Genomic DNA, 22,170 nt, shown 5'->3' with positions numbered 1-22,170 from the left:
TACTAAAATTATTGACAAAAAAATAGAATCGGTTTACAATAAAATAAAAACGGTTACAAAGGTAGGATGGCTTATGAACACAACAGAGCTTCAACAGGCTTTTAAAGAGATTTTTGGGAAGGAAGCGGATGCGACTTTCTTTTCTCCGGGGCGGATTAACCTAATTGGGGAACATACAGATTATAATGGTGGTCATGTCTTTCCAGCTGCGATTACCTTGGGAACTTATGGAGCAGCCTGCAAGCGTGAAGATCAGTTATTACGCTTTTATTCTGCTAATTTTGAGGAACTGGGAATTATCGAAGTTAATTTAGAGAATTTGGTCTATGATAAGGCGGATAACTGGGCCAACTATGCCAAGGGAGTCTTGCACTATTTACAAGAAGCTGGTCATCGCATTGATACAGGACTAGATGTATTTGTCTATGGCAATATTCCAAATGGTTCTGGCTTATCCTCATCTGCTTCCTTGGAATTATTGATTGGGATTATGGCGGAGGAATTGTTTGACTTAGACTTGACCCGCCTTGATTTGGTCAAGATTGGGAAACAGACAGAAAATCATTTTATCGGTGTCAATTCAGGAATTATGGATCAATTTGCGATCGGGATGGGAGCAGATCAAAGAGCCATTTATTTAGATACAAATACACTTGACTATGAATTAGTGCCGCTTGATTTGGGCGATCATGTGATTGTCATCATGAACACCAATAAACGCAGAGAATTAGCAGACTCTAAATACAATGAGCGTCGGGCAGAATGTGAAAAAGCTGTGGAAGAATTAAATGCCGTAGTAGACATTCAAACCTTGGGTGAGCTAGATACGCAGACCTTTGACGAATATAGCTACTTGATTAAAGATGAAAATCGAATGAAGCGAGCTCGTCATGCTGTTTGGGAAAATCAGCGGACTTTGCAGGCTAGACAGGCTTTGGAATCTGGTGACCTACAACAATTTGGTCGCTTGGTCAATGCTTCCCATGTATCCTTGGAGCACGATTACGAAGTAACTGGCCTAGAATTAGACACCTTGGCTCATACTGCTTGGCAACAAGAAGGTGTATTGGGGGCTCGTATGACAGGAGCAGGTTTTGGCGGTTGTGGCATTGCCATTGTTGAAAAGGATAAGGTGGAGGCTTTCACGACAAATGTCGGCAAGATTTATACAGATATCGTAGGCTATGCACCAAGTTTTTATATCGCTGAAATTGCAGCAGGCTCTCGTGTTTTATCTCGAAAATAATAGGAAACGAAAATGACAAGAAGTATAGTAGATAGATTCGTAGACGGCCTTATTTTAAGTGGTAGCTATGAGGACTTAGATCGTACCTATCTAAAAAACCGTGTGATGGCTCTAGTGGGCGAGGTAGGTGTAGAACAAGATAGCCATGCAGAAACGCTTGTAGAACTAAAAGATGAGTTGGTTGCCCTTGCAGTAAAAAATGGCCGCGTGGGGGACTTGGTAGAAGAGCAGGACATGTTGGGGGCGGAACTAATGGACTTTGTGACTCCTAGCCCTAGTCAGGTGAATCAGCAATTTTGGTCCTCTTATGAAACGAATCCCGATCAGGCTATCGCTGATTTTCATAACCTCAGTAAGCGCAATGACTACATCAAGGTGGGGGCGATTGCAAAGAATATCTACTATCAGGTAGCGACAGAATATGGGGATTTGGAAATTACCATTAACTTATCAAAGCCTGAGAAAGATCCTAAGGCTATTGCAGCCGCCAAACTCGTTGAAGCTTCCAACTATCCTAAATGTCTTCTTTGTATGGAAAATGAAGGCTATCAAGGTCGTGTCAATCATCCTGCACGGGCGAATCATCGGATTATTCGATTGAATTTGGGGCAGGAAAAATGGGGCTTCCAATACTCGCCCTATGCCTACTTTAATGAACATGCGATTTTTCTAAATACAGAGCATGTGCCCATGGCGATTACGCCAAAAACGTTTGAACAGTTGCTTGATTTGGTGGCGTTATTCCCAGGGTATTTTGTGGGTTCAAATTCCGACTTACCGATAGCAGGTGGCTCTATTTTGACACATAATCATTATCAGGGTGGCCGGCATAGGTTTGCTATGGACTGCGCAGAAATTGGGCAAGAACTCGTCTTTGCAGACTTTGAAGATGTCGGGGCTGGAATTGTCAAATGGCCCATGTCCGTCATTCGTTTGTCAGGTGAAGATAAGAGTCGCTTGGTGGCATTAGCCAGTAAGATTTTAGAAAAATGGCGGAGCTACTCTGATGAGGCGGTACAGATTCTTGCTTCTTCAAACGGTGAACCCCATCATACCATTACCCCAATTGCCCGCAGAAAGGGAGATTGCTTTGAGTTGGATTTAGTCTTACGGGATAATCAGACCTCAGTAGCATTTCCAGACGGCATCTATCATCCACATCCAGATGTTCAGCATATTAAAAAAGAAAATATTGGTCTGATTGAGGTTATGGGACTAGCAATTTTACCCCCACGTCTCAAAAAAGAATTGCAAGAAGTTGTAGACTATTTGCTAGGCGAGGTCGACCAAGTTGCAGCTTATCATCAAGAATGGGCAGATAAATTGAAAGCACAAAACGAAGTTTATTCATCAGAACAGGCGACCCAAGTTGTCCAAGAAGCGGTTGGTCAAGTTTTTTGTAGGGTCTTAGAAGATGCAGGTGTCTACAAACGCACGCCAGAAGGACAAGCAGCTTTTCTACGCTTTGCAGATTATGTTGGTTTGTCTAGTACACTTTAAGTATAAGGCAGGAGACTGGAACGAAAAGTCCAGTCTTTTTTTGGAAGTTTTGAGTTCTTTCTCACACCTCTTTATGTTACAATAGAATGACGTTGAAACAGAGGAGAGATAGGGTATGAATGAGAAGATGAAAGGAACGCTCTTGACCTTGATCGCCGGCATTGCTTGGGGCTTGTCGGGAGTGAGTGGGCAGTTTGTGATGGCAAGAGGAGTAACTGTTGAGGCTCTAACTGCTTTACGTTTAGTTGTTTCTGGTGTTCTGCTACTGATCCTAGCTAGCTATAAAAATCCGCAGCAGTTAAAGAGCCTATTGGCTGACCGAAAAGCCTTGATCCGCGTAGCTTTATTTTCCATTTTTGGACTTCTTTTGAATCAAATGGCCTACTTGACCGCGATTTACCATACGAATGCAGGGACGGCGACGGTGTTACAATATCTCTGTCCCATTTTGGTTCTGGTATATGTCTGTGTAAAGCAAGGTCAAAAGCCAACGATGATTGAGCTTCTAGCGATTATTTTAGCGATTGGTGGTACTTTTCTCATCGCAACGCATGGTCAGATAACTAGTCTAGCCTTGACCCCGCAAGGGTTATTCTGGGGGTTATTTTCTGCAGTCACCTATGCACTGTATATTATTTTACCGACGACCATTATCAAACAATATGGCAGTCTAGTCGTCATCGGAGTCTCTATGTTACTCGGTTCGCTTGAAATGGCACTCTTGTTTCAACCTTGGCAGCATAGCGTGCCCTTTACAGGTGAGATTTTCTGGGGGTTGATGGGGATTGTCGGCGTTGGAACTGTTTTTGCCTACACAGCCTTTTTAAAAGGCGTGAGCATGGTTGGTCAAGTAAATGGTAGTTTGCTCGCTTCAATTGAACCACTTGCTTCTGTCTTCTTTGCAGTATGGTTACTAAATGAGACTTTTTATACCAGTGATATGATTGGGATGTTTCTGATTCTAGTAGCAGTGTTGCTCATCTCTGTAAAAGATATACTAATGGCACGCAAAATAGGAATAGCACAAACAAAGGAGTAGGTGAGTCACTTGCTCTTTTTTATGGTATACTAAAAGAAAAGGCTTACATAATGGAGGGCTACGATGAAAGAATTTTGTGCAGAGAATCATGTGCAAGTTGCGCGTGCGATTGCCTTGGGAGCAGGACGGATTGAATTATGTGATAACTTGGCGGTGGGTGGGACAACTCCTAGCTATGGAGTGATAGAGATGGTTTGTCAACTGGCACATGAACAAGGGGCAACCGTTATGACCATGATTCGTCCACGTGGTGGTGATTTTTGCTATGATGCAGTAGAAAAAATGATGATGCTGAAAGATGCTAAAATTGCTAAGGATTTGGCTTCAGATGGTCTAGTTTTTGGTGCTCTGACAGAGGATAACTGGCTCGATGAAGACTTTTTAGATCAGTTAATGGAAGAAGCTGGGAATCGGGAAACGGTCTTTCACATGGCTTTTGACTTGATTCCGCGCAAACGGCAGTTTGAAGCTCTGGATTGGTTGATAGAGCATGGTTTTACCCGCATTTTAATGCGTGGTGGTATTCAGGGATCAGCTGGAGATAATGCAGAATGGCTGAAAGAATTGATTGTATATGCGGCAGGACGGATTGAGATTCTCATCGGTGGTGGTGTAACGAGGGACAATGCCGAGTCTTTGATGAAAGAGCTGGGAATCACACAGGTTCATGGAACTCGTTTATTTTGGTAAATGAAATGGTGGAATGAGAAAGAAAACGATTGTGGTTGTCTTTTTCGTTCCCTTTCTTTTCCATTCGCTATTTGCCCCAAATTATGGTAAAATAAACTAATTGAGTTCTTTTGCTAAAGGACAAAGAGAGTGAGACTGGCAAAATTGAAGGAAGGTCAGTCAGCCTTGTTAGCCCACTCTCAAAACGATGGAGAATAGTGTGACGATTGAGAATTATATGCCAGATTTTGTGCTTGAAAAAGCCTATGATGTGACAGTAGAAAGTTTGCAAAAATACCATATTCGGACAGTTTTTGTGGACTTGGATAATACCTTGATTGCCTGGAACAATCCAGATGGAACGCTGGAGATGCGCAAGTGGCTACACGATTTGCGGGATGCGGGAATCCATGTGGTTGTGGTTTCAAATAACAAATATGAACGTGTAAAGCGAGCGGTTGAACGCTTTGAGATTGACTTTGAAGCCTTTGCCTTAAAACCGTTCACATTTGGGATTGACCGAGCCATTAAGCGTTTTGGAATCGAGCGTGAAGAAGCGATTATGATTGGTGATCAATTGATGACGGATATTCGAGCTGCCAAGCGGGCGGGGATTCGTTCGGTCTTAGTACGGCCGCTCATTGAGACAGACTCGATTAACACTCAAATCAATCGTTGGCGTGAACGCCGTATGATGAAGAGAATTACCGCCAAATATGGCGCATTTGATTACAAGAGGGAAATGTAAGTGGAAGAATTGTATTGTATTGGCTGCGGAGCCTTGATTCAGACCGAGGAAAAAGAAGGGGTAGGCTATACGCCCCAATCTGCCTTGGAAAAGGGATTAGAAACAGGTCAGGTCTATTGTCAGCGCTGTTTCCGTCTTCGTCACTATAATGAAATTTCAGATGTTAATATCTCAGATGACGAGTTTCAAATCTTGCTCCATAGTGTTGGGGAAAGCGATGCCTTGGTGGTTAATGTCATTGATATTTTTGATTTCAATGGTTCTGTTATCCCTGGCTTACCACGCTTTGTTTCTGGAAATGATGTCTTATTAGTCGGTAATAAAAAAGATATTCTGCCCAAGTCAGTCAAAGATGGGAAAGTGACCCAATGGCTAGCAGAGCGAGCGCATGAAGTAGGGCTCAGGCCTGTTGATGTCTTGCTGACATCTGCGCAAAACAAGTATGCCATTAAGGACTTGATCAATAAGATTGAACACTACCGTAAGGGACGGGATGTTTACGTGGTCGGCGTAACCAATGTTGGAAAATCAACCCTCATCAATGCCATTATTCAGGAAATTACAGGGGACAAGGATGTTATTACGACTTCACGTTTTCCAGGAACTACCTTAGACAAGATTGAGATTCCGTTAGATGACGGTTCCTATATCTATGACACACCAGGGATTATTCATCGTCACCAAATGGCTCATTATTTATCTGCGAAACAGTTGAAATTTGCCAGTCCTCGTAAGGAAATCAAACCCAAAACCTATCAGTTAAATCCGGAACAAACCCTCTTTTTGGCTGGTTTGGGTCGATTTGATTTTATTGCAGGAGAAAAACAGGGCTTTACCGCATTTTTTGACAATGAATTAAAGCTTCACCGCACGAAATTAGAAGGTGCGACAGAGTTTTACCAAAAACACGCAGGTAGTCTATTGGTACCGCCAACTAATACAGAATTAGAAGCCTTTCCAGATTTGGTACGGCATGAATTTACCATTACTGAAAAGACTGATGTGGTGTTCTCAGGTCTGGGCTGGATTCGGATCAATGGAGTGGCCAAAATAGCAGCATGGGCACCAAAGGGAGTCAGTGTTGTGACTCGTAAAGCAATTATTTAGAAAAAAGGAAATAGTATGACGTTAACATCGAAACAACGGGCCTTTCTTAATAGTCAGGCGCATAGTTTGAAGCCCATTATTCAAATTGGGAAATACGGTTTAAACGACCAAATTAAGACCAGCGTTCGTCAGGCATTGGACAGACGTGAGCTGATTAAGGTCACGCTGCTTCAAAATACGGATGAAAATATCCACGACGTGGCTGAAACCTTAGAAGACGAAATCGGAGTAGATACTGTACAGAAAATTGGTCGGACCTTGATTTTGTTTAAACAGTCGAGCAAGAAAGAAAATCGAAAATTGTCGATTAAAGTGAGGGAAATCTAGTGGGATTTTCCCAAGGATGGATGAGTGGGATAAGGAGTACAGATGGCAATTGAGCTATTAACGCCCTTTACTAAGGTTGAGTTAGAGATTGAGAAAAAAGAAACAAATCGCAAGCAAGTTGGCATTTTGGGCGGGAATTTCAATCCTGTTCACAATGCTCATTTAATTGTGGCTGACCAGGTGCGACAGCAGTTGAAATTAGATGAGGTCTTGCTGATGCCAGAGTTTCTACCACCTCATGTGGACAAAAAAGAAACGATTGATGAATTGCATCGCTATAATATGCTGAAAATGGCGATTGCAGGAATCGAAGGCTTGAATATTGAAACGATTGAGCTAGAGCGTCGCGGTATTAGCTATACTTATGACACCATGAAACTCTTGAAAGAGAAGAATCCAGATACGGATTACTATTTCATCATTGGCGCAGATATGGTGGATTATTTGCCTAAGTGGCACCGGATTGATGAGCTACTTCAGCTGGTGCAATTTGTCGGTGTCCAGCGCCCACGCTATAAGGCGGGAACCTCTTATCCGATTATCTGGGTAGATGTGCCACTCATGGATATTTCTTCCAGTATGGTACGCCAATTTATCCAGCAAGGCCGAGTACCAAACTTTATGTTACCGCATGAGGTTTTGGACTACATTGAAGAAAAAGGATTGTACAAATGATAGCAGCTGATTTATCCTTTGACCGTGAGAAGGTTTTAGAAAAAATTCGCTCTGCCATGTCTGAGAAACGATTTCGTCATGTTCTGGGGGTAGAAAAAGCAGCACTTGAGTTGGCTCGTCAGTATGGTTGTGATGAACGAAAAGCCAGTCTTGCTGCTCTTCTCCATGATTATGCCAAAGAGGTTGATAATCAGGTGTTTTTAGACCTGATTGACCAGCATCAACTGGGTGAGGACTTGAAAGTCTGGGGCAATAATGTCTGGCATGGGATTGTTGGTGCCTATAAAATTCGTCATGATTTTGGAATAGAAGATCAGGAAATTTTACAGGCAATTCAGCGACATACAGTAGGTGCAGCCCAGATGACCTTGCTCGATAAGGTTCTCTATGTAGCGGATTACATTGAGCCAAATCGTGATTTTCCCGGAGTAGATGAAGCAAGAAGATTAGCCAAAGAATGTTTGGATCTGGCAGTTGCCTATGAGACGGCGCAGACAGTTGCTCATTTGGCTAAAAAAGCGATTCCGATCTATCCCCAAACAATTGAAACCTATAATGCTTATGTGGGATATTTGCAGTAAGTAACCAATAATGAGGTAAAATGTGAAAGAAAAAGAATTAGTAGAATTGGTCGTCAAGGCGGCTGATGAAAAACGTGCAGAAGAAATTGTCGCACTTGATGTAACAAACGTGACCAGTGTAACAGACTATTTTGTGATTGCTAGCTCGATGAATAGCCGTCAGTTAGAGGCGATTGCTGAGCATATTCGTGAAAAGGTCAAAGAAGCTGGTTTTGTAGCGAGCCAACTAGAGGGGGATGCAGCCGGAGGCTGGGTCTTGCTCGACTTAGGTGGGGTTGTTGTCCATATCTTCTCAGAAGAAATGCGTGCGCATTACAATCTTGAAAAATTGTGGCACGAAGCGGATAACCTTGAGATTTCAGAGTGGTTGTAAGTCTTGTCTGATAAGTGTTTCATGTGATAGCCGGAACATTTATCATCCCAAAATCTGTATGACAAGAACGTAATGAGCTGAAATAAATATGAAAAACTCAGTTGGGAGCCGACTGAGTTTTTCAAGAAAAGAAAGGAAATAACATGGCGACTTATGAAACCTTTGCCTCAGTCTATGATGCCATTATGGATGATAGTCTGTATGACAGATGGACGGATTTTAGTTTGAGACATTTTCCGAAAGGCAAGACAAAACTCCTTGAATTAGCTTGCGGTACGGGCATTCAATCGATTCGCTTCAAAGAAGCTGGTTTTGATGTAACAGGTCTTGATTTGAGTCGAGAGATGCTGGAATTAGCCAAAAAACGTAGTCAGGAAGTTGGAGTTGAGATTCCATTTTTAGAAGGCAATATGCTGGACTTGTCTGGTCTTGCTAGCTTTGATATGGTGACCTGTTATTCGGATTCGATTTGCTACATGGCTGATGAGGTCGAGGTTGGTCAGGTCTTTCAAGAGGTTTATAATCATCTCAATGAAGGGGGCCGTTTTCTCTTTGATGTCCACTCGACCTACCAAATGGACGAGGTTTTTCCAGGCTATAGCTATCATGAAAATGCGGAAGATTTTGCCTTTGTTTGGGATACCTATGCGGATGAGCCGCCACACTCGATTGTGCATGAACTGACCTTCTTTGTTCAGGAAGAAGATGGTCGTTTCAGCCGGGTAGATGAGATTCATGAAGAGCGGACCTATGAGTTATTGACCTATGATGTGTTACTGGAGCAGGCTGGTTTTAAACAAGTTAAGGTCTATGCTGACTTTGAGGACAAGGAGCCAATAGAGACCAGTGCTCGCTGGTTCTTTGTAGCAGAAAAATGATAGTGACAGGCATTGTTGCAGAGTTCAATCCCTTTCATAATGGACATGCCTACCTACTTTCTAAGGCCGAAGGATTGAAAGTTGTTGCCATGAGTGGAAATTTTACCCAACGGGGGGAGCCTGCTATTGTAGATAAGTGGGCAAGAGCGCAGATGGCGTTGGAGAACGGTGCAGATTTAGTCGTTGAGTTGCCGTTTTTAGTCAGTGTGCAGGCAGCAGATTTTTTTGCCCAAGGAGCGGTGGATATCTTAGCTCGTTTGGGAGTGACTCAGCTTTCCTTTGGGACAGAAGAAATGTTGGATTATGGGAAAATAGCAGAGCTCTACGAGTTAAAAAGTGCTGAAATGGCTGATTTTCTAGCCAATTTACCTAATCGACTCAGTTATCCTGAGAAAACACAAGCCATGTGGGAGAACTTTGCAGGTTTGAGCTTTTCAGGCAATACTCCCAACCATGTCCTTGCTCTAGCTTATGCGAAGGCAGTGGCAGGCAAAGGGATTGCATTGTGTCCGATTAAACGAGAGGGAGCTGGATTTCATTCGCTTGCCTCACATTTGGAATTTGCTTCAGCTACGGCTTTGAGACATCGCATTGACGATGCAGACTTTATAGCCACTTTTAGTCCAAGTGGGGATTTACTAAGGCAAGTTCCCCATGTGTCATGGGAGAATTATTTCCCCTATCTCCGCTATCAAATTCTCTCCAATCCAGATTTGACGAGTATTTACCAAGTCAACCAAGAAATGGCCAGTCGGATTAGAGAAGCGATAAAGTTGGCTACTTCAATGGAAGAATTGGTCGAGCAGATTGCGACTAAGCGTTATACCAAGGCACGGGTTCGACGACTGTTGACCTACATCTTAGTACAGGCACAAGAAAGTCCACTGCCGCAATCAATCCACTTGCTAGGCTTTTCTGAACAAGGTCGTAAGCACTTAGCTAGTATCAAGCAGGAAGTTGCACTGATTAGTCGAATTGGAAAAGAAGCGTGGGACCCCCTTACCCAGCAGGCAGATCGGATTTACCAACTGGGCAATCCTCAGCTTGTCGAGCAGAATTTTGGCCGATTACCGATACGGATTGACAATTCCTTGCAATAGTTTTATACTATTTTTAAAAAGCAAAAGGAGATAAGACAATGGTCAAAGTAATGATTGTAGGGACGTTTCATATGGAAAGCCAGGCAGATGTTCATCATTTGCAAGATACTGAGCGTATTCATGATTTTGGCACGGAGTTTGCAGAGCTTGTAGAAAAATTCAAGGCTTTTCAGCCAACGAAAATCTGTGTGGAATGGGAAAGCAAGCACCAAGACCAACTGTTGCAGTATTTTGCGAATTGGCAGTCAGGTCAGGTTACTTCCACGAATGAAATTGTTCAGTTGGGCTTTCCCCTAGCTAAGGCCAGTCAAGCAGAGCTTGTTGCGATTGATTGGATGGAGGAGGGACAGGGCTTGTATGGTTTTGGCGATATTATGGATGAACTAGTCAATCAGCCAGCCTTGCAGGCAGAACTGGAGCGTTATCCCTTAGATCAGACAGATTTGGATAAAGGAATTACTGAAAATCTTCGCTTCTATAATTCACCGCAATTCGTAGCAGCTGCGCAGGCTTATTATACCAACGTAGCGCGAGTGGGAAGACCTGGACGAGAAGTTGGTATTGGTTGGCTGATCTGGTGGTATCAGCGGAATCTGATGATTTTTTACAATCTGTTTGAACAGCAAGCAGTAGATGATCGGCTCTTGATTCTAATTGGAGCTTCTCATAAAGGGATATTGGAACAGATGTTAGTAGACAGCCAGCAAGTAGAGTTAGTCGATGTGAATGACTATCTATAAACCAAAGGAGTTCAAGATGATTCGACCGATTATGAAAGACATCCTCTTTTTACAGGTTCCGTCAGAGCCTGCAACAAAGGCAGATTTGGCAATTGGACAGGATTTACAGGATACTTTGTTGGCACATCAAGATGCCTGTGTTGGTATGGCTGCTAATATGATTGGGGTTCGCAAGCGGATTATCATTGTCAATATGGGCTTTACCAATCTTGTGATGTACAATCCAGTTTTGGAAGCTGCTAGGCGACCCTATCAAACAGAGGAGAGTTGCCTGTCTTTAGAAGGAGTACGCACGACCAAGCGTTATGAAGAAATCGAAGTTTCCTTTTTTGACCAGAATTGGCAGGTGAAACGGCTGACTCTAACAGGCTTTACAGCTCAGATTGTTCAACATGAGCTGGATCATTTAGAGGGGATTATTATTTAAAGAAAAAGAACTGGAATGATAAAATCCAGTTCTTTTTCTTTAAAGTCAAGATGATTTGCTGCTATTCCCTATCTCCCAAGAGCCAGCCACTCTAGCTACTGGGGAAACGATTTCGGCTGAAAATAATCTCGCTAAGCTTCTAGGGAAGCTGTTTCAGATAAAACTATTTGGGACTTATTTCTAAGGAATCCATTTCGCAGACAAACGTTCGTGTCTAGCTTTTAGGAAAGTCATTTTAAATGAAAGGATTCTGGCTTCACTTCTAGGAAAGGAAATTCACATTAGAAAACGGGATTCTGACGAAAAGGGAAGCTAATTTATATGGAAAATCGCAAATCTCGTCACTAGGCAAGTATAGTTTCAAAGAAGTAGCTACTAGCATTTGGGAAACAGTTTAGGTATTGTCCATTTCATCAGGTAATAAATTGTAGATACTCTAGCGTTTGGCAGTTGATGTAAAAGTAATTTTATCGGGACGGTAGCTGATACTACCATATTGGAAGGCTTGGCCATTTTCAAGATAGGTGGTACTGGTCACCACAACCACCATGTTATAATCGCCCAAGTCAAGAGCTACTTTTTCGTCATCATTGGCATAGCGGAAGGAGATTTCCCGCTCAGAATAACTGATCGTAAGTCCTAGCTCTTGTTCCAAATAGTGGTAAATCGAATCCTCTGCAATCGTACGGTTCAAGTAAGGAACGATACGACGGTCAAAATAGGAGAGTTCATATTCGACACACTCGCCGTTAATGGTTCGAGTTCGTCCCACACGGTAAAAATCGACACTATCATCTACTTGAAAGATGTCCATCAGAATCGGATTACCCTGTACAATATAAAGGTCTGTCAGTTTGGTCTGGACATCGTGTGTCTGAGGATGATTCAGTTCTCCCATGGTTAGAATCGTTGTGAGAGATTGAGGCTTGTTTAAGGAAGGTTCAAGGACAATGGAATTCCGACCTTGTTGTTTTCGGATATAACCGTCTCGTTCAAGAAGGGCCAAGGACTTACGAATGGTATCTTTTGAGAACTGATAGTGATTCATTAGTTCGTTTTCACTTGGTAATTCATGATGAGCAGGCAATGAGCCTGCGACAATTTGTTCCTTAATGTCTTCATAGACCTGTTTGTATTTACTCATTTCCTAGCCTCCCTTTTTCTCCTAGTATAGCACAAATCATGTAAAATTTATCCGTATAAGTCTTGCTAAGACTAGAGTTTTACGGATGGATTCCAACTGTTACGTAAAAGATATTGACAAACGCAAACGTTTGCGTTAGAATGAAACCATAAGGGAACAGAAAGGAATTGGAATATGACAAATCGTACAAGCGGTGTGTTACTACACATTACCTCTTTACCAGGAAAGTTCGGTATTGGAACATTTGGAAAAGAAGCCTATGACTTTGTAGATTTCTTGGCAGAAACCAAGCAAACCTACTGGCAAATCCTCCCTTTGACAACCACTAGCTATGGAGATTCTCCCTATCAATCCTTTTCTGCGATTGCAGGAAATACCAATTTGATTGATTTTGACTTGTTGGTAGAAGCTGGTTGTTTGCAGGTAACAGATTATGAAACAGTCCACTTTGGAGATGATCCAGAAGTGATTGACTATGCCCAATTATTTACCACACGCCGTCCTATTTTGGAAATGGCTGTCAAGGGTTTTCTAGCTCAAGATAAAAACAGTGCAGTATTTAGAGAATTTGAAAAGGCTAATTCGTCATGGTTAAACGACTATGCAGAATTTATGGCTATAAAAGAATATTTTGGTAATAAGGCTCTTCAAGAGTGGGAGGACAAGAAAGTGCTCGCTCGTAATGAAGAATCGTTGGAAGCCTATCGTCAGGAGCTTGCAGAGCAAATTACCTATTTTAAGGTGACCCAGTATTTCTTCTTTAGCCAATGGAAGGAATTGAAGGCTTATGCCAATCAAAAGCACATTAAAATTATTGGGGACATGCCGATTTATGTTTCGGCAGATAGTGTGGAAGTCTGGACTAAACCCCAGCTTTTCAAGCTAGACCAAGAGCGTAAGCCTCTTTATGTGGCGGGTGTTCCTGCGGATAATTTTAGTGCAGACGGTCAGTTGTGGGGCAATCCAATCTACGACTGGTCAGAACATGAAAAGACAGGTTTTAGTTGGTGGATTTATCGAATTCATGAGAGTTTCAAACTCTATGATGTCTTGCGGATTGACCATTTCAAAGGCTTCTCTGATTTTTGGCAAGTAGCAGGAGATGCGGCTGTTGCCAAAATTGGTACATGGGAACCGGGTCCGGGATATGCACTCTTTAAGGCAGTAAAAGAAGCCTTGGGAGACTTACCAATCATTGCCGAAGATTTGGGAAATATTGATGCGAAAGCAAGAAAACTCTTGAATGATTGTGGTTATCCTGGAATGAAAATCTTGCAATTTGGGCTGGAAGATGTAGAAGGAAAAAGTATCGATAGCCCGCACCGCTGCATTCCAAACTCCGTATCTTATACCGGTACGCATGACAATGAGGTTATCAACGGTTGGTACAATAACTTGACAGTGGAACAACAAGAGTATGTCGATGACTACAGCAACCGCAAACCAATTGAGCCGGTCACTCAGGCCATGCTTCGCGTTTTATTTGCGACAGTGAGTGATACGGTGATTGCCACCATGCAGGATATTTTAGATCTCCCTGCTTCGTCGCGCATGAATAGACCTTCTACGATTGGTGGGAACTGGCAATGGCGGATGAAAGCAGAAGATTTAACTCAAGCTAAGAAAGACTTTTTAGTGAAAATGACAACATTATATCAGCGAGGAAATGAACAAAATGACTAATTTTACAGCATTTGCAGAAGCAAATACAGCAAAAAAGCTAGCCGAATTAACAAATGAGGAAATCTATTTCCAACTATTGGCATATGTCAAGGAAACAGCTGCAAGCAAACCAAAGAATACAGGGAAGCGGAAGGTTTACTACATCTCAGCAGAGTTTCTTATCGGAAAACTCTTGTCTAATAATTTAATTAACTTAGGTGTCTATAAAGAGATTCAAGCAGAGTTAGCAGTAGCTGGGAAATCACTCAGTCAGGTAGAAGATGTTGAGCCAGAGCCGTCATTGGGAAATGGTGGGCTTGGTCGCTTAGCATCGTGTTTTGTCGATTCAATGTCTACACTTGCTATCAATGGTGAGGGAGTGGGACTGAACTATCATTGCGGTCTTTTTAAGCAGGTCTTGCAGCAAAATGAGCAGGAAGCAGAGCCGAACTTTTGGATGGAAGATCAGTCTTGGTTGATTCCGACAGACATCAGCTACCAAGTGCCATTTAAAGATTTCACTTTGACCTCTAAGTTGGATCGGTTGGATATCTTGGGGTACAAGAAAGAGACCAAAAACTACCTCAACTTGTTTGATATTGAGCAGGTCAATTATAGCTTGATAGAAGACGGAATTGCCTTTGATAAGACCAATATTCAAGAAAACTTGACCCTCTTCCTTTACCCCGATGATTCGGATAAAAATGGGGAATTGCTCCGTATCTATCAACAATATTTCATGGTGTCAAATGCAGCCCAGCTCTTGATTGATGAGGCCCTTGAACGCGGTAGCAACCTCCATGACTTGGCAGAGTATGCATATGTGCAAATCAATGACACTCATCCTTCAATGGTGATTCCAGAATTGATTCGTCTTTTGACGGAACAACACGGCCTTGATTTTGCAGAAGCGGTTGACATTGTGCGGAATATGACAGGCTATACCAACCACACTATTTTGGCGGAGGCCTTGGAAAAATGGCCTCTTACTTTCCTAGAAGAAGTGGTTCCACACTTGGTTGCGATTATCAAGGAATTAGATGCCTTGGTGCGGGCTAGTTATTCAGATCCTGCGGTTCAAATCATTGATGAAACAGGTCGTGTTCACATGGCGCATATGGATATTCATTTTTCGAATTCAGTCAATGGGGTAGCAGCACTCCATACGGAAATCTTGAAAAATGCTGAATTAAAAGTCTTTTATGACCTCTATCCAGAGAAATTCAATAATAAAACAAATGGGATTACCTTCCGTCGCTGGTTGGAATTTGCCAACCAAGATTTGGCAGATTATATCAAGGAATTGATCGGTGACGGCTATCTTGAAAATGCGACAGAGCTTGAAAAATTATTGGCCTATGCAGATGACAAGGCCGTTCATGCCAAGTTAGCTGAAATCAAATTCCAGAATAAATTGGCCCTTAAACGTTACCTAAAAGAGAACAAGGGAATTGACTTGGATGAGAATTCTATTATCGATACGCAAATCAAGCGATTCCATGAGTACAAACGCCAGCAGATGAATGCCCTTTATGTGATTCATAAATATTTGGAAATCAAAAATGGCAACCTGCCAAAACGCAAGCTGACTGTTATCTTCGGTGGGAAGGCTGCGCCAGCTTACATTATTGCCCAAGACATTATTCACCTAATTCTCTGCCTGTCAGAATTGATCAACAATGATCCAGAAGTCAGTCCTTACCTCAATGTGCATTTGGTGGAAAACTACAATGTTACCGTTGCGGAAAAATTGATTCCTGCGACAGATATTTCAGAACAAATTTCCCTAGCCTCTAAAGAAGCATCTGGTACTGGAAATATGAAATTCATGTTGAATGGTGCTTTGACATTAGGAACCATGGACGGTGCCAACGTCGAGATTGTAGAGCTTGCTGGTGGCGCAAATATCTATACATTCGGTAAGGATTCAGATACGATTATTGACTTGTATGAAACCGGCGGCTACGTATCACGTGAATACTATGCCAATGATGAAGAAATCAAGCGTGCGGTTGACTTTATTGTGAGTGAGGACTTGGTCCGTCTCGGAAATAGCGAACGCTTGGAACGCCTGTACCAAGAACTCTTGAACAAGGACTGGTTTATGACCTTGATTGACTTGAAAGAGTATATTGCTGTCAAAGAGCAGGTCTTGTTAGACTATGAAGACCAAGATGCGTGGAACAAGAAAGTGATCCACAATATCGCAAAAGCAGGCTTCTTCTCATCAGATCGTACCATTGAGCAGTACAATGAGGATATCTGGCATAGCCACTAATGTTCAATCGTATCATTTTGATACTTTCTAAGTAGTGTGGACGAAAGCTGTTTCCTTACCACAAAGAAAGTATCATCTTTGGCTCACTATGTTCACATTATTTTCTTTCAATAAGTGAAATGGTCGTTTATGAATTGTGGTGAGTAGAAATCGTATGGATATGAAAATAGGGGAACTCGGTGTTGGACCTGCGCCAAGTTCTCTTGTTGAATATATTATATAGTGAATTGAATACAGGTTCTAAAGGTTAGGACATCGTTCAGTCGCTTTGCTTCAATAGTCCAGTGGACTGTTGAAGGTTGGAAATAGGGATTATGGAATAATCCTCAATTAACGCAGTTCTATCTGCAGCTCCTTGCCTTGTCCTATTCCTTTCTCAATCCACTATAAAATCAACCAAAAACAGAAAGGAGGTATCAGAACAGTTGCTATGAAATTACTAACGCTCAATGTTCATGCCTGGTTGGAGGACAATCAGGTGGAGAAAATCAATATCTTGGCTCGGACAATTGCAGACAAGCAATATGATGTGGTGGCCCTTCAAGAGGTTAATCAGTTAATGACTGCACGTCCGGTAACTAGAGATTTAAAAGAAGATAATTATGGCTTGTTACTGGTTGAGAAAATCAATCAGATAAGCAAGGAGAAGTATTCCTTGTTCTGGAGTAATTCGCATATTGGCTATGACAAGTATGATGAGGGAATTGCCTTTCTCACCAAGCTACCTGTCTATGAAGTCGATTCGTTTTACTGCACGGAGCATCAGACGGTGCAATCGATTTTATCACGCAAGATTATTGGTATCACAGTTGCTTATCAGGGGCAACTCATCGATTGTTATTCCTGCCACATGAACCTGCCAAATTGTCAGGAGGAAGATCCTATAGACAATCTACGGACAATCATGGAACGTTCCAGTCGATCTTGTTTAAAGATTCTGATGGGAGACTTTAATACAGATGCGATTTCTGCTCCAAAAGACTATGAGGCGATGAAAGGAGTTGGCTTGCTTGACACCTATGAACTAGCTCAGGAAAAGGATGCGGGGATCACGGTATCAAAAGCTATTGATGGCTGGAGTGGTCATGGGGCACAAAAGCGAATTGACTACATCTTTTTGAGCCAAGAACGCGAAGTACTAACAAGCCAAGTTATATTTAATGGAGAAAATCAAGCAGTTGTTTCAGATCATTTTGGTCTTGAAGTCCATGTGAAATATTAGGAGAACAGAAATGAAAAAATTTCTTAGTTTTGAATTTTGGCAAAAATTCGGAAAATGTTTGATGGTCGTGATTGCCGTTATGCCTGCTGCGGGTTTAATGGTTAGCATTGGAAATTCCTTGCCCTTGTTGAGTGCAGATTCTGAGCTGTTGGTTCGTATTGGCAATATCATTGCTCAAATCGGTTGGGGGATTATCGGCAATCTTCATCTCTTATTTGCTCTTGCGATTGGTGGTAGTTGGGCGAAGGAACGTGCAGGAGGAGCTTTCTCAGCAGGACTTGCCTTTATCTTAATTAACTTGATTACAGGGAACTTCTTTGGGGTCACTGTCGACATGTTGTCAGATGCTGAAGCACATGTCAGCACTATCTTTGGAACGCAGATTCCTGTTGCTAATTATTTTGTCAATGTCCTTGGGCAACCAGCCTTAAATATGGGAGTCTTTGTCGGAATTATTGCTGGTTTTGTTGGAGCGACAGCTTTTAACAAATACTACAATTACCGGAAATTACCAGATGCTTTGACCTTCTTTAACGGAAAACGGTTTGTGCCGTTTGTGGTGATTTACCGCTCAATCTTAATGGCTCTTGTTCTAGCAGTCTTTTGGCCTCTAGTTCAAACAGGAATCAATAGCTTTGGGAAATGGATTGCCAATTCACAAGATACGGCACCAGTTCTAGCTCCATTTATCTATGGAACCTTGGAACGTCTCTTATTGCCATTTGGCTTACATCATATGTTGACCATTCCAATGAACTACACATCGCTCGGCGGAACTTACGAAATCATGACAGGGACCCAAGCTGGTCAACAAGTATTTGGACAAGATCCGCTTTGGTTGGCATGGATTACAGACTTGATTAACCTTAAAGGTGCAGGTGATATGAGTCAGTACAACGATCTTCTAGCAACGGTCACACCGGCTCGTTTCAAGGTTGGACAAATGATTGGGTCAACGGGTATCCTTATGGGCTTGACCCTTGCCATGTACCGCAATGTTGATCCTGATAAAAAATCCAAATATAAAGGGATGTTTGTCTCGTCTGCCCTTGCGGTTTTCTTGACAGGAGTAACAGAGCCGATTGAATACATGTTCATGTTTGCTGCAATGCCACTTTACGTCGTCTATGCAGTCATTCAAGGGGCTGCCTTTGCTATGGCTGATATTGTGAATTTGCGTGTGCATTCTTTCGGAAATATCGAATTCTTGACTCGTACACCAATGGCTCTTAAAGCCGGTATCGGACTGGATGTGGTCAACTTTATCTGGGTATCTACCCTCTTTGCAGTCTTGATGTACTTTATTGCAGATTTCATGATTAAAAAAATGAACCTGGCAACAGCAGGTCGAAATGGAAACTATGATACTGAAACAGTCGAAGATACGCCTGTTTCTGGCAATGCTGGGGTTGCAGATGGCAATTCACAAGTTGTGCAAATTATCAACCTTTTAGGCGGTCGTGAAAATATCGCTGATGTAGATGCTTGTATGACTCGCTTACGTGTTACGGTCAATCATGTTGAAAAAGTCGGCGAAGAAGCTGCATGGAAACAGGCAGGTGCTATGGGCTTGATTATCAAGGGTTCAGGTGTACAAGCAGTCTACGGACCAAAAGCGGATGTCTTGAAATCAGATATCCAAGATTTGCTTGATTCTGGACTTGAAATTCCTAAAACGACTGTAGTCGTTACGGAAGAAGCACTTGTAGAAGACCAGTATAGAGGCATCACAGCTGAAGTACATGCTGTGGCAGATGGTCAAGCAATGGCCATTACCGAAGTGAGTGATCCCGTCTTTGCGCAAAAAATGATGGGGGATGGCTATGCAATCGAGCCTGTAAATGGCAATGTCTACGCACCAGTTTCTGGTCTTGTGACGAGTGTCTTTCCAACCAAGCATGCTGTAGGTCTCTTGACTGATAGCGGTTTGGAAGTTTTAGTTCACGTTGGACTAGATACCGTTGCCCTAAACGGCGCACCGTTCTCTATCAAGGTATCAGACGGCCAACGTGTGGAAGCAGGTGACTTGCTTCTTGTCGCAGACCTTGAAGCAATCAAATCAGCAGATCGTGAAACGACAATTGTTGTCGTTTTCACCAATACAGCTGAAATCAAAGCAGTCCACCTGCAAAATCTTGGAGTGGTAGGTAAAGATACTGTTCTTGCGCAAGTAGAGTTGTAATCTCATTCCTTTTCTCCGTTAGACATATAACACATCAGGCAATAGGTGATAACAAACTCTAAAATTAAAAAAAGGAGTGGACAAGACACCCATAATGGCTACCTTGTCCACCCCTTTTTTCACAAACTTTCGGTTTAATTGATTGTATTTTTTTACAAATCATGCTAGGATAAAATAAATGCAAGAAAACGACAGAATCCCTTAATTGTAAAGGAAATTTGTTGTTAAAACAATCACAATATTTAGATATGCTTGCATAAAAATGAGGGCTTATGAGAAAATTTTTACAAAATGTTGTGACAGAAGTTGTTTATTATTTAGAGTTAATCTTGTCTGCTATTTTGGCTGTAGCACTCTTGATTTTGTCTCTGTTACTTATAGGAGATTTGGTATCTGCTATTCCAAATGGGATACAAGGTGAGAATTTTCTGCAAGAGTTTTTGAATCGGACCATTACCCTAGCGGTCGGTGTCGAATTTATCAAAATGTTGTGTAAACAGTCGCCTCGTACAGTGATTGAGGTGTTGCTGGTTGCGATTGCACGTCAGTTGATTGTCGAACATGCTTCGAGTGTTGATTACCTTATTGGAATGGTTTCGGTAGCGATTCTATTTGCCGTACGGAAATATCTCTTTATTCAGTTTGATGATTCGAATAATATTGTGATGCGTGCTAGTCAGAAAGTACAAGTGGCTAATATCCTTGCACGTGTGAAAATTCCTGGTGAAAAGGGTGAAACCCTGCGCGATTTTGTCGTTCGAAAATTAAACGAAGAAGAAAAAACAATTGCTATTGGTTCCTGTGTTTACTTGAAAAATGTTGCTGTGCGGATTGACAATATGCATGGGGATTTGGTAACCCGGGTTGAAATCATTAAGAGTATGTATTAAAACAGGACTGAACGATTGTTCACTCTTGTTTCAGAATGTAGACAAACCTCACAATTCAGAAAAACATTACAATAATATTTAAATTTCTTTAGTTTTAAGGTTAGAAAATTTGCGAGCGTAGCGCACACAATACCGCACCTCCGCCGTGTTAAAAGTGGGAGTGAGACAGAAGTCGTGATTTCGTTGAAATCGATTATCCTCGCTCCTTTGTTTCTGGGCTTGGGCTAAAATAATCTACTGGATTATTTTACTCAACAGGAAGTCGCTGATGTCCGAAAGCACATGAGGATGGTGGCAATAAAAAGACTTTTTCTTCAAGCTGAACAGGACTGAACGATTGTTCACTCCTGTTTTTTAGGTCTATTTTTATAAGCCATATAGAGGTAAAAAAGGGCGCCTCCTAAGATAATGAGGGATGGGAACATACTTCGTAAAAGGACAAAGGGAGTTTCAAATAGAAAATTCAACCAAAAGTCAAAACCTGATTTTCCCCAGAGGTCAGGAGTTAGATAGAGTTCTTTGAGGTTCCAAACGCTTTGCTGGTGATGAGAGCTGAGTTGGAAGATAATGGTGAAGTTTGCTATAAAGATAGTAAAAAAAGTCAGGACCTGCTGTCTCACACGTTGATAGAGAGCATTGCGGGATTCGTCATCTGAAAAAATATCTGTATCACCATTATTGTCAACATGCGTAAAATACTGATAGCTCCAGCGGTTACTACCAGGAATCAGGGTCCAGCCACATTCTGTAAAGAGAGATAAATAGTCGAAATAAGCCTGTTTAGAAGCAAATTTTCGGTAGTCAATCCGAACGATAGGGATATCTGCTAGTTGTTCGACTTTTTCAAAGGTATAAGCGGCAGTGTAAGGATTGACCTTGATCAATCGATAGCCTTTGGATTGAACTTGGTTAATCCACTTTTCTTCATCTGGAATTGTTACAAAGATTTTATGCTTTTTCATAGGGAAACTCCTTAAAAATCAAAACGGCTAGCGAGAGTACTCAGCTTTCGTATGCGCTCGGTTTCGAGTGCTAGAATACTCTTTCCCGTGGGGGTAATCTGGTAGATTTTTCTCCGGCTGTCTGTGCTTGGTACAGCGACAATCCAGTCCAACTTGAGCAGGTTTTCAATCGCTCCGTACATGGTGCCTGCTGCGATACGAACATTGCCCTCGCTCATGGTCTCCACTTCCTGCATAATAGCGTATCCGTGGTTCGGCTCAAGTAATGCCAGTAGGATATAGTAGGTTGTTTCGGTCAGTGGTAGGTGTTTATTGCGTTTCATAGTTGCTCTTTTCTATTTGTATCGCTGAACTGTATAGTTTTATTATATATCGTTAGACTATATAAGTCAACTGTATACTTAAAAAATAGCAAAAATC

At 42.0% G+C, this 22,170-nt stretch carries 22 protein-coding genes; 19 read left to right on the top strand and 3 right to left on the bottom strand.

Going from position 1 to position 22,170, the window contains the following annotated elements; genetic code table 11:
• Nucleotides 1-73 precede the first annotated feature (73 nt).
• From J5M87_RS08080 to J5M87_RS08015, 14 genes are all read left to right on the top strand, one after another.
• The gene (locus J5M87_RS08080) at nucleotides 74-1,246 is read left to right on the top strand and encodes a galactokinase (protein ID WP_154608386.1); all 1,173 of its coding nucleotides are present in this window, start codon (nucleotides 74-76) and stop codon (nucleotides 1,244-1,246) included.
• Nucleotides 1,247-1,258: 12 nt separating this feature from the next.
• Nucleotides 1,259-2,746 carry a UDP-glucose--hexose-1-phosphate uridylyltransferase gene (gene galT, locus J5M87_RS08075; protein ID WP_154608385.1) on the top strand — a complete coding sequence of 496 codons (1,488 nt, stop codon included), beginning with the start codon at nucleotides 1,259-1,261 and terminating at the stop codon, nucleotides 2,744-2,746.
• Between the two features lie 115 nt (nucleotides 2,747-2,861).
• On the top strand, nucleotides 2,862-3,785 hold the full coding sequence (locus J5M87_RS08070) for a DMT family transporter (RefSeq protein WP_154608384.1): 924 nt from the start codon (nucleotides 2,862-2,864) through the stop codon (nucleotides 3,783-3,785).
• Between the two features lie 63 nt (nucleotides 3,786-3,848).
• Nucleotides 3,849-4,475, top strand: a complete 627-nt coding sequence (locus tag J5M87_RS08065; RefSeq protein WP_154608383.1) for a copper homeostasis protein CutC — start codon at nucleotides 3,849-3,851, stop codon at nucleotides 4,473-4,475.
• 187 nt (nucleotides 4,476-4,662) lie between these two features.
• Entirely contained in the window at nucleotides 4,663-5,202 is a 540-nt protein-coding gene (locus J5M87_RS08060; RefSeq protein ID WP_154608382.1) for a YqeG family HAD IIIA-type phosphatase, read from the top strand.
• Complete coding sequence (yqeH, locus tag J5M87_RS08055) at nucleotides 5,203-6,309, top strand: ribosome biogenesis GTPase YqeH (RefSeq protein WP_160463233.1); 1,107 nt, start codon at nucleotides 5,203-5,205, stop codon at nucleotides 6,307-6,309.
• Between the two features lie 15 nt (nucleotides 6,310-6,324).
• The gene (gene yhbY / locus J5M87_RS08050) at nucleotides 6,325-6,636 is read left to right on the top strand and encodes a ribosome assembly RNA-binding protein YhbY (RefSeq protein WP_154608381.1); all 312 of its coding nucleotides are present in this window, start codon (nucleotides 6,325-6,327) and stop codon (nucleotides 6,634-6,636) included.
• 42 nt (nucleotides 6,637-6,678) lie between these two features.
• A complete protein-coding gene (locus tag J5M87_RS08045) occupies nucleotides 6,679-7,311 on the top strand; it encodes a nicotinate-nucleotide adenylyltransferase (RefSeq protein WP_154608380.1) in 633 nt (210 codons plus the stop codon).
• Nucleotides 7,308-7,892 (top strand): bis(5'-nucleosyl)-tetraphosphatase (symmetrical) YqeK, encoded by a 585-nt coding sequence (gene yqeK, locus J5M87_RS08040; RefSeq protein ID WP_154608379.1) that lies wholly within the window; start codon nucleotides 7,308-7,310, stop codon nucleotides 7,890-7,892. Before J5M87_RS08045 ends, yqeK begins: the two co-directional genes overlap by 4 nt.
• Nucleotides 7,893-7,914: 22 nt before the next feature.
• A complete protein-coding gene (gene rsfS, locus J5M87_RS08035) occupies nucleotides 7,915-8,265 on the top strand; it encodes a ribosome silencing factor (protein ID WP_160463234.1) in 351 nt (116 codons plus the stop codon).
• A gap of 143 nt (nucleotides 8,266-8,408) precedes the next feature.
• Nucleotides 8,409-9,143, top strand: coding sequence for a class I SAM-dependent DNA methyltransferase (locus J5M87_RS08030; RefSeq protein WP_154608378.1), 735 nt, complete (start codon nucleotides 8,409-8,411; stop codon nucleotides 9,141-9,143).
• The gene (locus J5M87_RS08025) at nucleotides 9,140-10,243 is read left to right on the top strand and encodes a nucleotidyltransferase (RefSeq protein ID WP_154608377.1); all 1,104 of its coding nucleotides are present in this window, start codon (nucleotides 9,140-9,142) and stop codon (nucleotides 10,241-10,243) included. Before J5M87_RS08030 ends, J5M87_RS08025 begins: the two co-directional genes overlap by 4 nt.
• Nucleotides 10,244-10,281: 38 nt before the next feature.
• Nucleotides 10,282-10,983: a DUF5694 domain-containing protein gene (locus J5M87_RS08020; protein WP_154608376.1), complete on the top strand. Its 702-nt coding sequence runs from the start codon at nucleotides 10,282-10,284 to the stop codon at nucleotides 10,981-10,983.
• Nucleotides 10,984-10,999: 16 nt separating this feature from the next.
• Nucleotides 11,000-11,410: a peptide deformylase gene (locus tag J5M87_RS08015; protein ID WP_154608375.1), complete on the top strand. Its 411-nt coding sequence runs from the start codon at nucleotides 11,000-11,002 to the stop codon at nucleotides 11,408-11,410.
• A gap of 436 nt (nucleotides 11,411-11,846) precedes the next feature.
• Here the strand turns inward: J5M87_RS08015 and J5M87_RS08010 are convergent, their stop codons facing one another.
• A complete protein-coding gene (locus J5M87_RS08010) occupies nucleotides 11,847-12,554 on the bottom strand; it encodes a GntR family transcriptional regulator (protein ID WP_154608374.1) in 708 nt (235 codons plus the stop codon).
• A gap of 174 nt (nucleotides 12,555-12,728) precedes the next feature.
• Between J5M87_RS08010 and malQ the strand changes: the two genes are divergently transcribed.
• The 5 genes from malQ to J5M87_RS07985 all read left to right on the top strand — a co-directional run bounded on the left by malQ (nucleotide 12,729) and on the right by J5M87_RS07985 (nucleotide 20,788).
• A complete protein-coding gene (gene malQ, locus J5M87_RS08005) occupies nucleotides 12,729-14,237 on the top strand; it encodes a 4-alpha-glucanotransferase (protein ID WP_154608373.1) in 1,509 nt (502 codons plus the stop codon).
• Nucleotides 14,230-16,494 carry a glycogen/starch/alpha-glucan family phosphorylase gene (glgP, locus tag J5M87_RS08000; protein ID WP_154608372.1) on the top strand — a complete coding sequence of 755 codons (2,265 nt, stop codon included), beginning with the start codon at nucleotides 14,230-14,232 and terminating at the stop codon, nucleotides 16,492-16,494. The genes malQ and glgP overlap by 8 nt, the downstream gene beginning before the upstream one ends.
• Nucleotides 16,495-16,924: 430 nt before the next feature.
• Entirely contained in the window at nucleotides 16,925-17,716 is a 792-nt protein-coding gene (locus tag J5M87_RS07995) for an endonuclease/exonuclease/phosphatase family protein (RefSeq protein ID WP_154608371.1), read from the top strand.
• A 10-nt stretch (nucleotides 17,717-17,726) separates the two neighbouring features.
• Nucleotides 17,727-19,898: a PTS transporter subunit IIBC gene (locus tag J5M87_RS07990; RefSeq protein ID WP_154608370.1), complete on the top strand. Its 2,172-nt coding sequence runs from the start codon at nucleotides 17,727-17,729 to the stop codon at nucleotides 19,896-19,898.
• Between the two features lie 272 nt (nucleotides 19,899-20,170).
• Nucleotides 20,171-20,788 (top strand): hypothetical protein, encoded by a 618-nt coding sequence (locus J5M87_RS07985; protein ID WP_154608369.1) that lies wholly within the window; start codon nucleotides 20,171-20,173, stop codon nucleotides 20,786-20,788.
• Nucleotides 20,789-21,129: 341 nt separating this feature from the next.
• Here the strand turns inward: J5M87_RS07985 and J5M87_RS07980 are convergent, their stop codons facing one another.
• Together J5M87_RS07980 and J5M87_RS07975 are read right to left on the bottom strand one after the other, a co-directional pair.
• Nucleotides 21,130-21,750 carry a DUF2812 domain-containing protein gene (locus J5M87_RS07980; protein WP_154608368.1) on the bottom strand — a complete coding sequence of 207 codons (621 nt, stop codon included), beginning with the start codon at nucleotides 21,748-21,750 and terminating at the stop codon, nucleotides 21,130-21,132.
• A gap of 11 nt (nucleotides 21,751-21,761) precedes the next feature.
• Entirely contained in the window at nucleotides 21,762-22,073 is a 312-nt protein-coding gene (locus tag J5M87_RS07975; RefSeq protein ID WP_154608367.1) for a PadR family transcriptional regulator, read from the bottom strand.
• Between the last annotated feature and the right edge of the window lie 97 nt (nucleotides 22,074-22,170).

Source organism: Streptococcus sp. zg-86 (assembly GCF_017639855.1).
GTDB classification, from domain to species: Bacteria; Bacillota; Bacilli; order Lactobacillales; family Streptococcaceae; genus Streptococcus; species Streptococcus zhangguiae.
Note: the sequence above shows the minus strand (reverse complement) of the source record. Positions and strands in the feature narration are given on the sequence as shown.

Excerpts from the sequence above, each read along its gene's own strand:
- J5M87_RS08060 (WP_154608382.1), top strand. The coding sequence starts at position 4,663 with ATGGAGAATAGTGTGACGATTGAGAATTATATGCCAGATTTTGTGCTT.
- yqeK (WP_154608379.1), top strand. The coding sequence starts at position 7,308 with ATGATAGCAGCTGATTTATCCTTTGACCGTGAGAAGGTTTTAGAAAAA.
- J5M87_RS08020 (WP_154608376.1), top strand. The coding sequence starts at position 10,282 with ATGGTCAAAGTAATGATTGTAGGGACGTTTCATATGGAAAGCCAGGCA.
- J5M87_RS08015 (WP_154608375.1), top strand. The coding sequence starts at position 11,000 with ATGATTCGACCGATTATGAAAGACATCCTCTTTTTACAGGTTCCGTCA.
- J5M87_RS07990 (WP_154608370.1), top strand. The coding sequence starts at position 17,727 with ATGAAAAAATTTCTTAGTTTTGAATTTTGGCAAAAATTCGGAAAATGT.
- J5M87_RS07995 (WP_154608371.1), top strand. The coding sequence starts at position 16,925 with ATGAAATTACTAACGCTCAATGTTCATGCCTGGTTGGAGGACAATCAG.
- J5M87_RS08065 (WP_154608383.1), top strand. The coding sequence starts at position 3,849 with ATGAAAGAATTTTGTGCAGAGAATCATGTGCAAGTTGCGCGTGCGATT.
- yhbY (WP_154608381.1), top strand. The coding sequence starts at position 6,325 with ATGACGTTAACATCGAAACAACGGGCCTTTCTTAATAGTCAGGCGCAT.
- J5M87_RS08030 (WP_154608378.1), top strand. The coding sequence starts at position 8,409 with ATGGCGACTTATGAAACCTTTGCCTCAGTCTATGATGCCATTATGGAT.
- J5M87_RS07975 (WP_154608367.1), bottom strand. The coding sequence starts at position 22,073 with ATGAAACGCAATAAACACCTACCACTGACCGAAACAACCTACTATATC.
- J5M87_RS07985 (WP_154608369.1), top strand. The coding sequence starts at position 20,171 with ATGAGAAAATTTTTACAAAATGTTGTGACAGAAGTTGTTTATTATTTA.
- glgP (WP_154608372.1), top strand. The coding sequence starts at position 14,230 with ATGACTAATTTTACAGCATTTGCAGAAGCAAATACAGCAAAAAAGCTA.
- J5M87_RS08045 (WP_154608380.1), top strand. The coding sequence starts at position 6,679 with ATGGCAATTGAGCTATTAACGCCCTTTACTAAGGTTGAGTTAGAGATT.
- J5M87_RS08070 (WP_154608384.1), top strand. The coding sequence starts at position 2,862 with ATGAATGAGAAGATGAAAGGAACGCTCTTGACCTTGATCGCCGGCATT.
- galT (WP_154608385.1), top strand. The coding sequence starts at position 1,259 with ATGACAAGAAGTATAGTAGATAGATTCGTAGACGGCCTTATTTTAAGT.
- J5M87_RS07980 (WP_154608368.1), bottom strand. The coding sequence starts at position 21,750 with ATGAAAAAGCATAAAATCTTTGTAACAATTCCAGATGAAGAAAAGTGG.
- J5M87_RS08080 (WP_154608386.1), top strand. The coding sequence starts at position 74 with ATGAACACAACAGAGCTTCAACAGGCTTTTAAAGAGATTTTTGGGAAG.
- J5M87_RS08010 (WP_154608374.1), bottom strand. The coding sequence starts at position 12,554 with ATGAGTAAATACAAACAGGTCTATGAAGACATTAAGGAACAAATTGTC.
- J5M87_RS08025 (WP_154608377.1), top strand. The coding sequence starts at position 9,140 with ATGATAGTGACAGGCATTGTTGCAGAGTTCAATCCCTTTCATAATGGA.
- malQ (WP_154608373.1), top strand. The coding sequence starts at position 12,729 with ATGACAAATCGTACAAGCGGTGTGTTACTACACATTACCTCTTTACCA.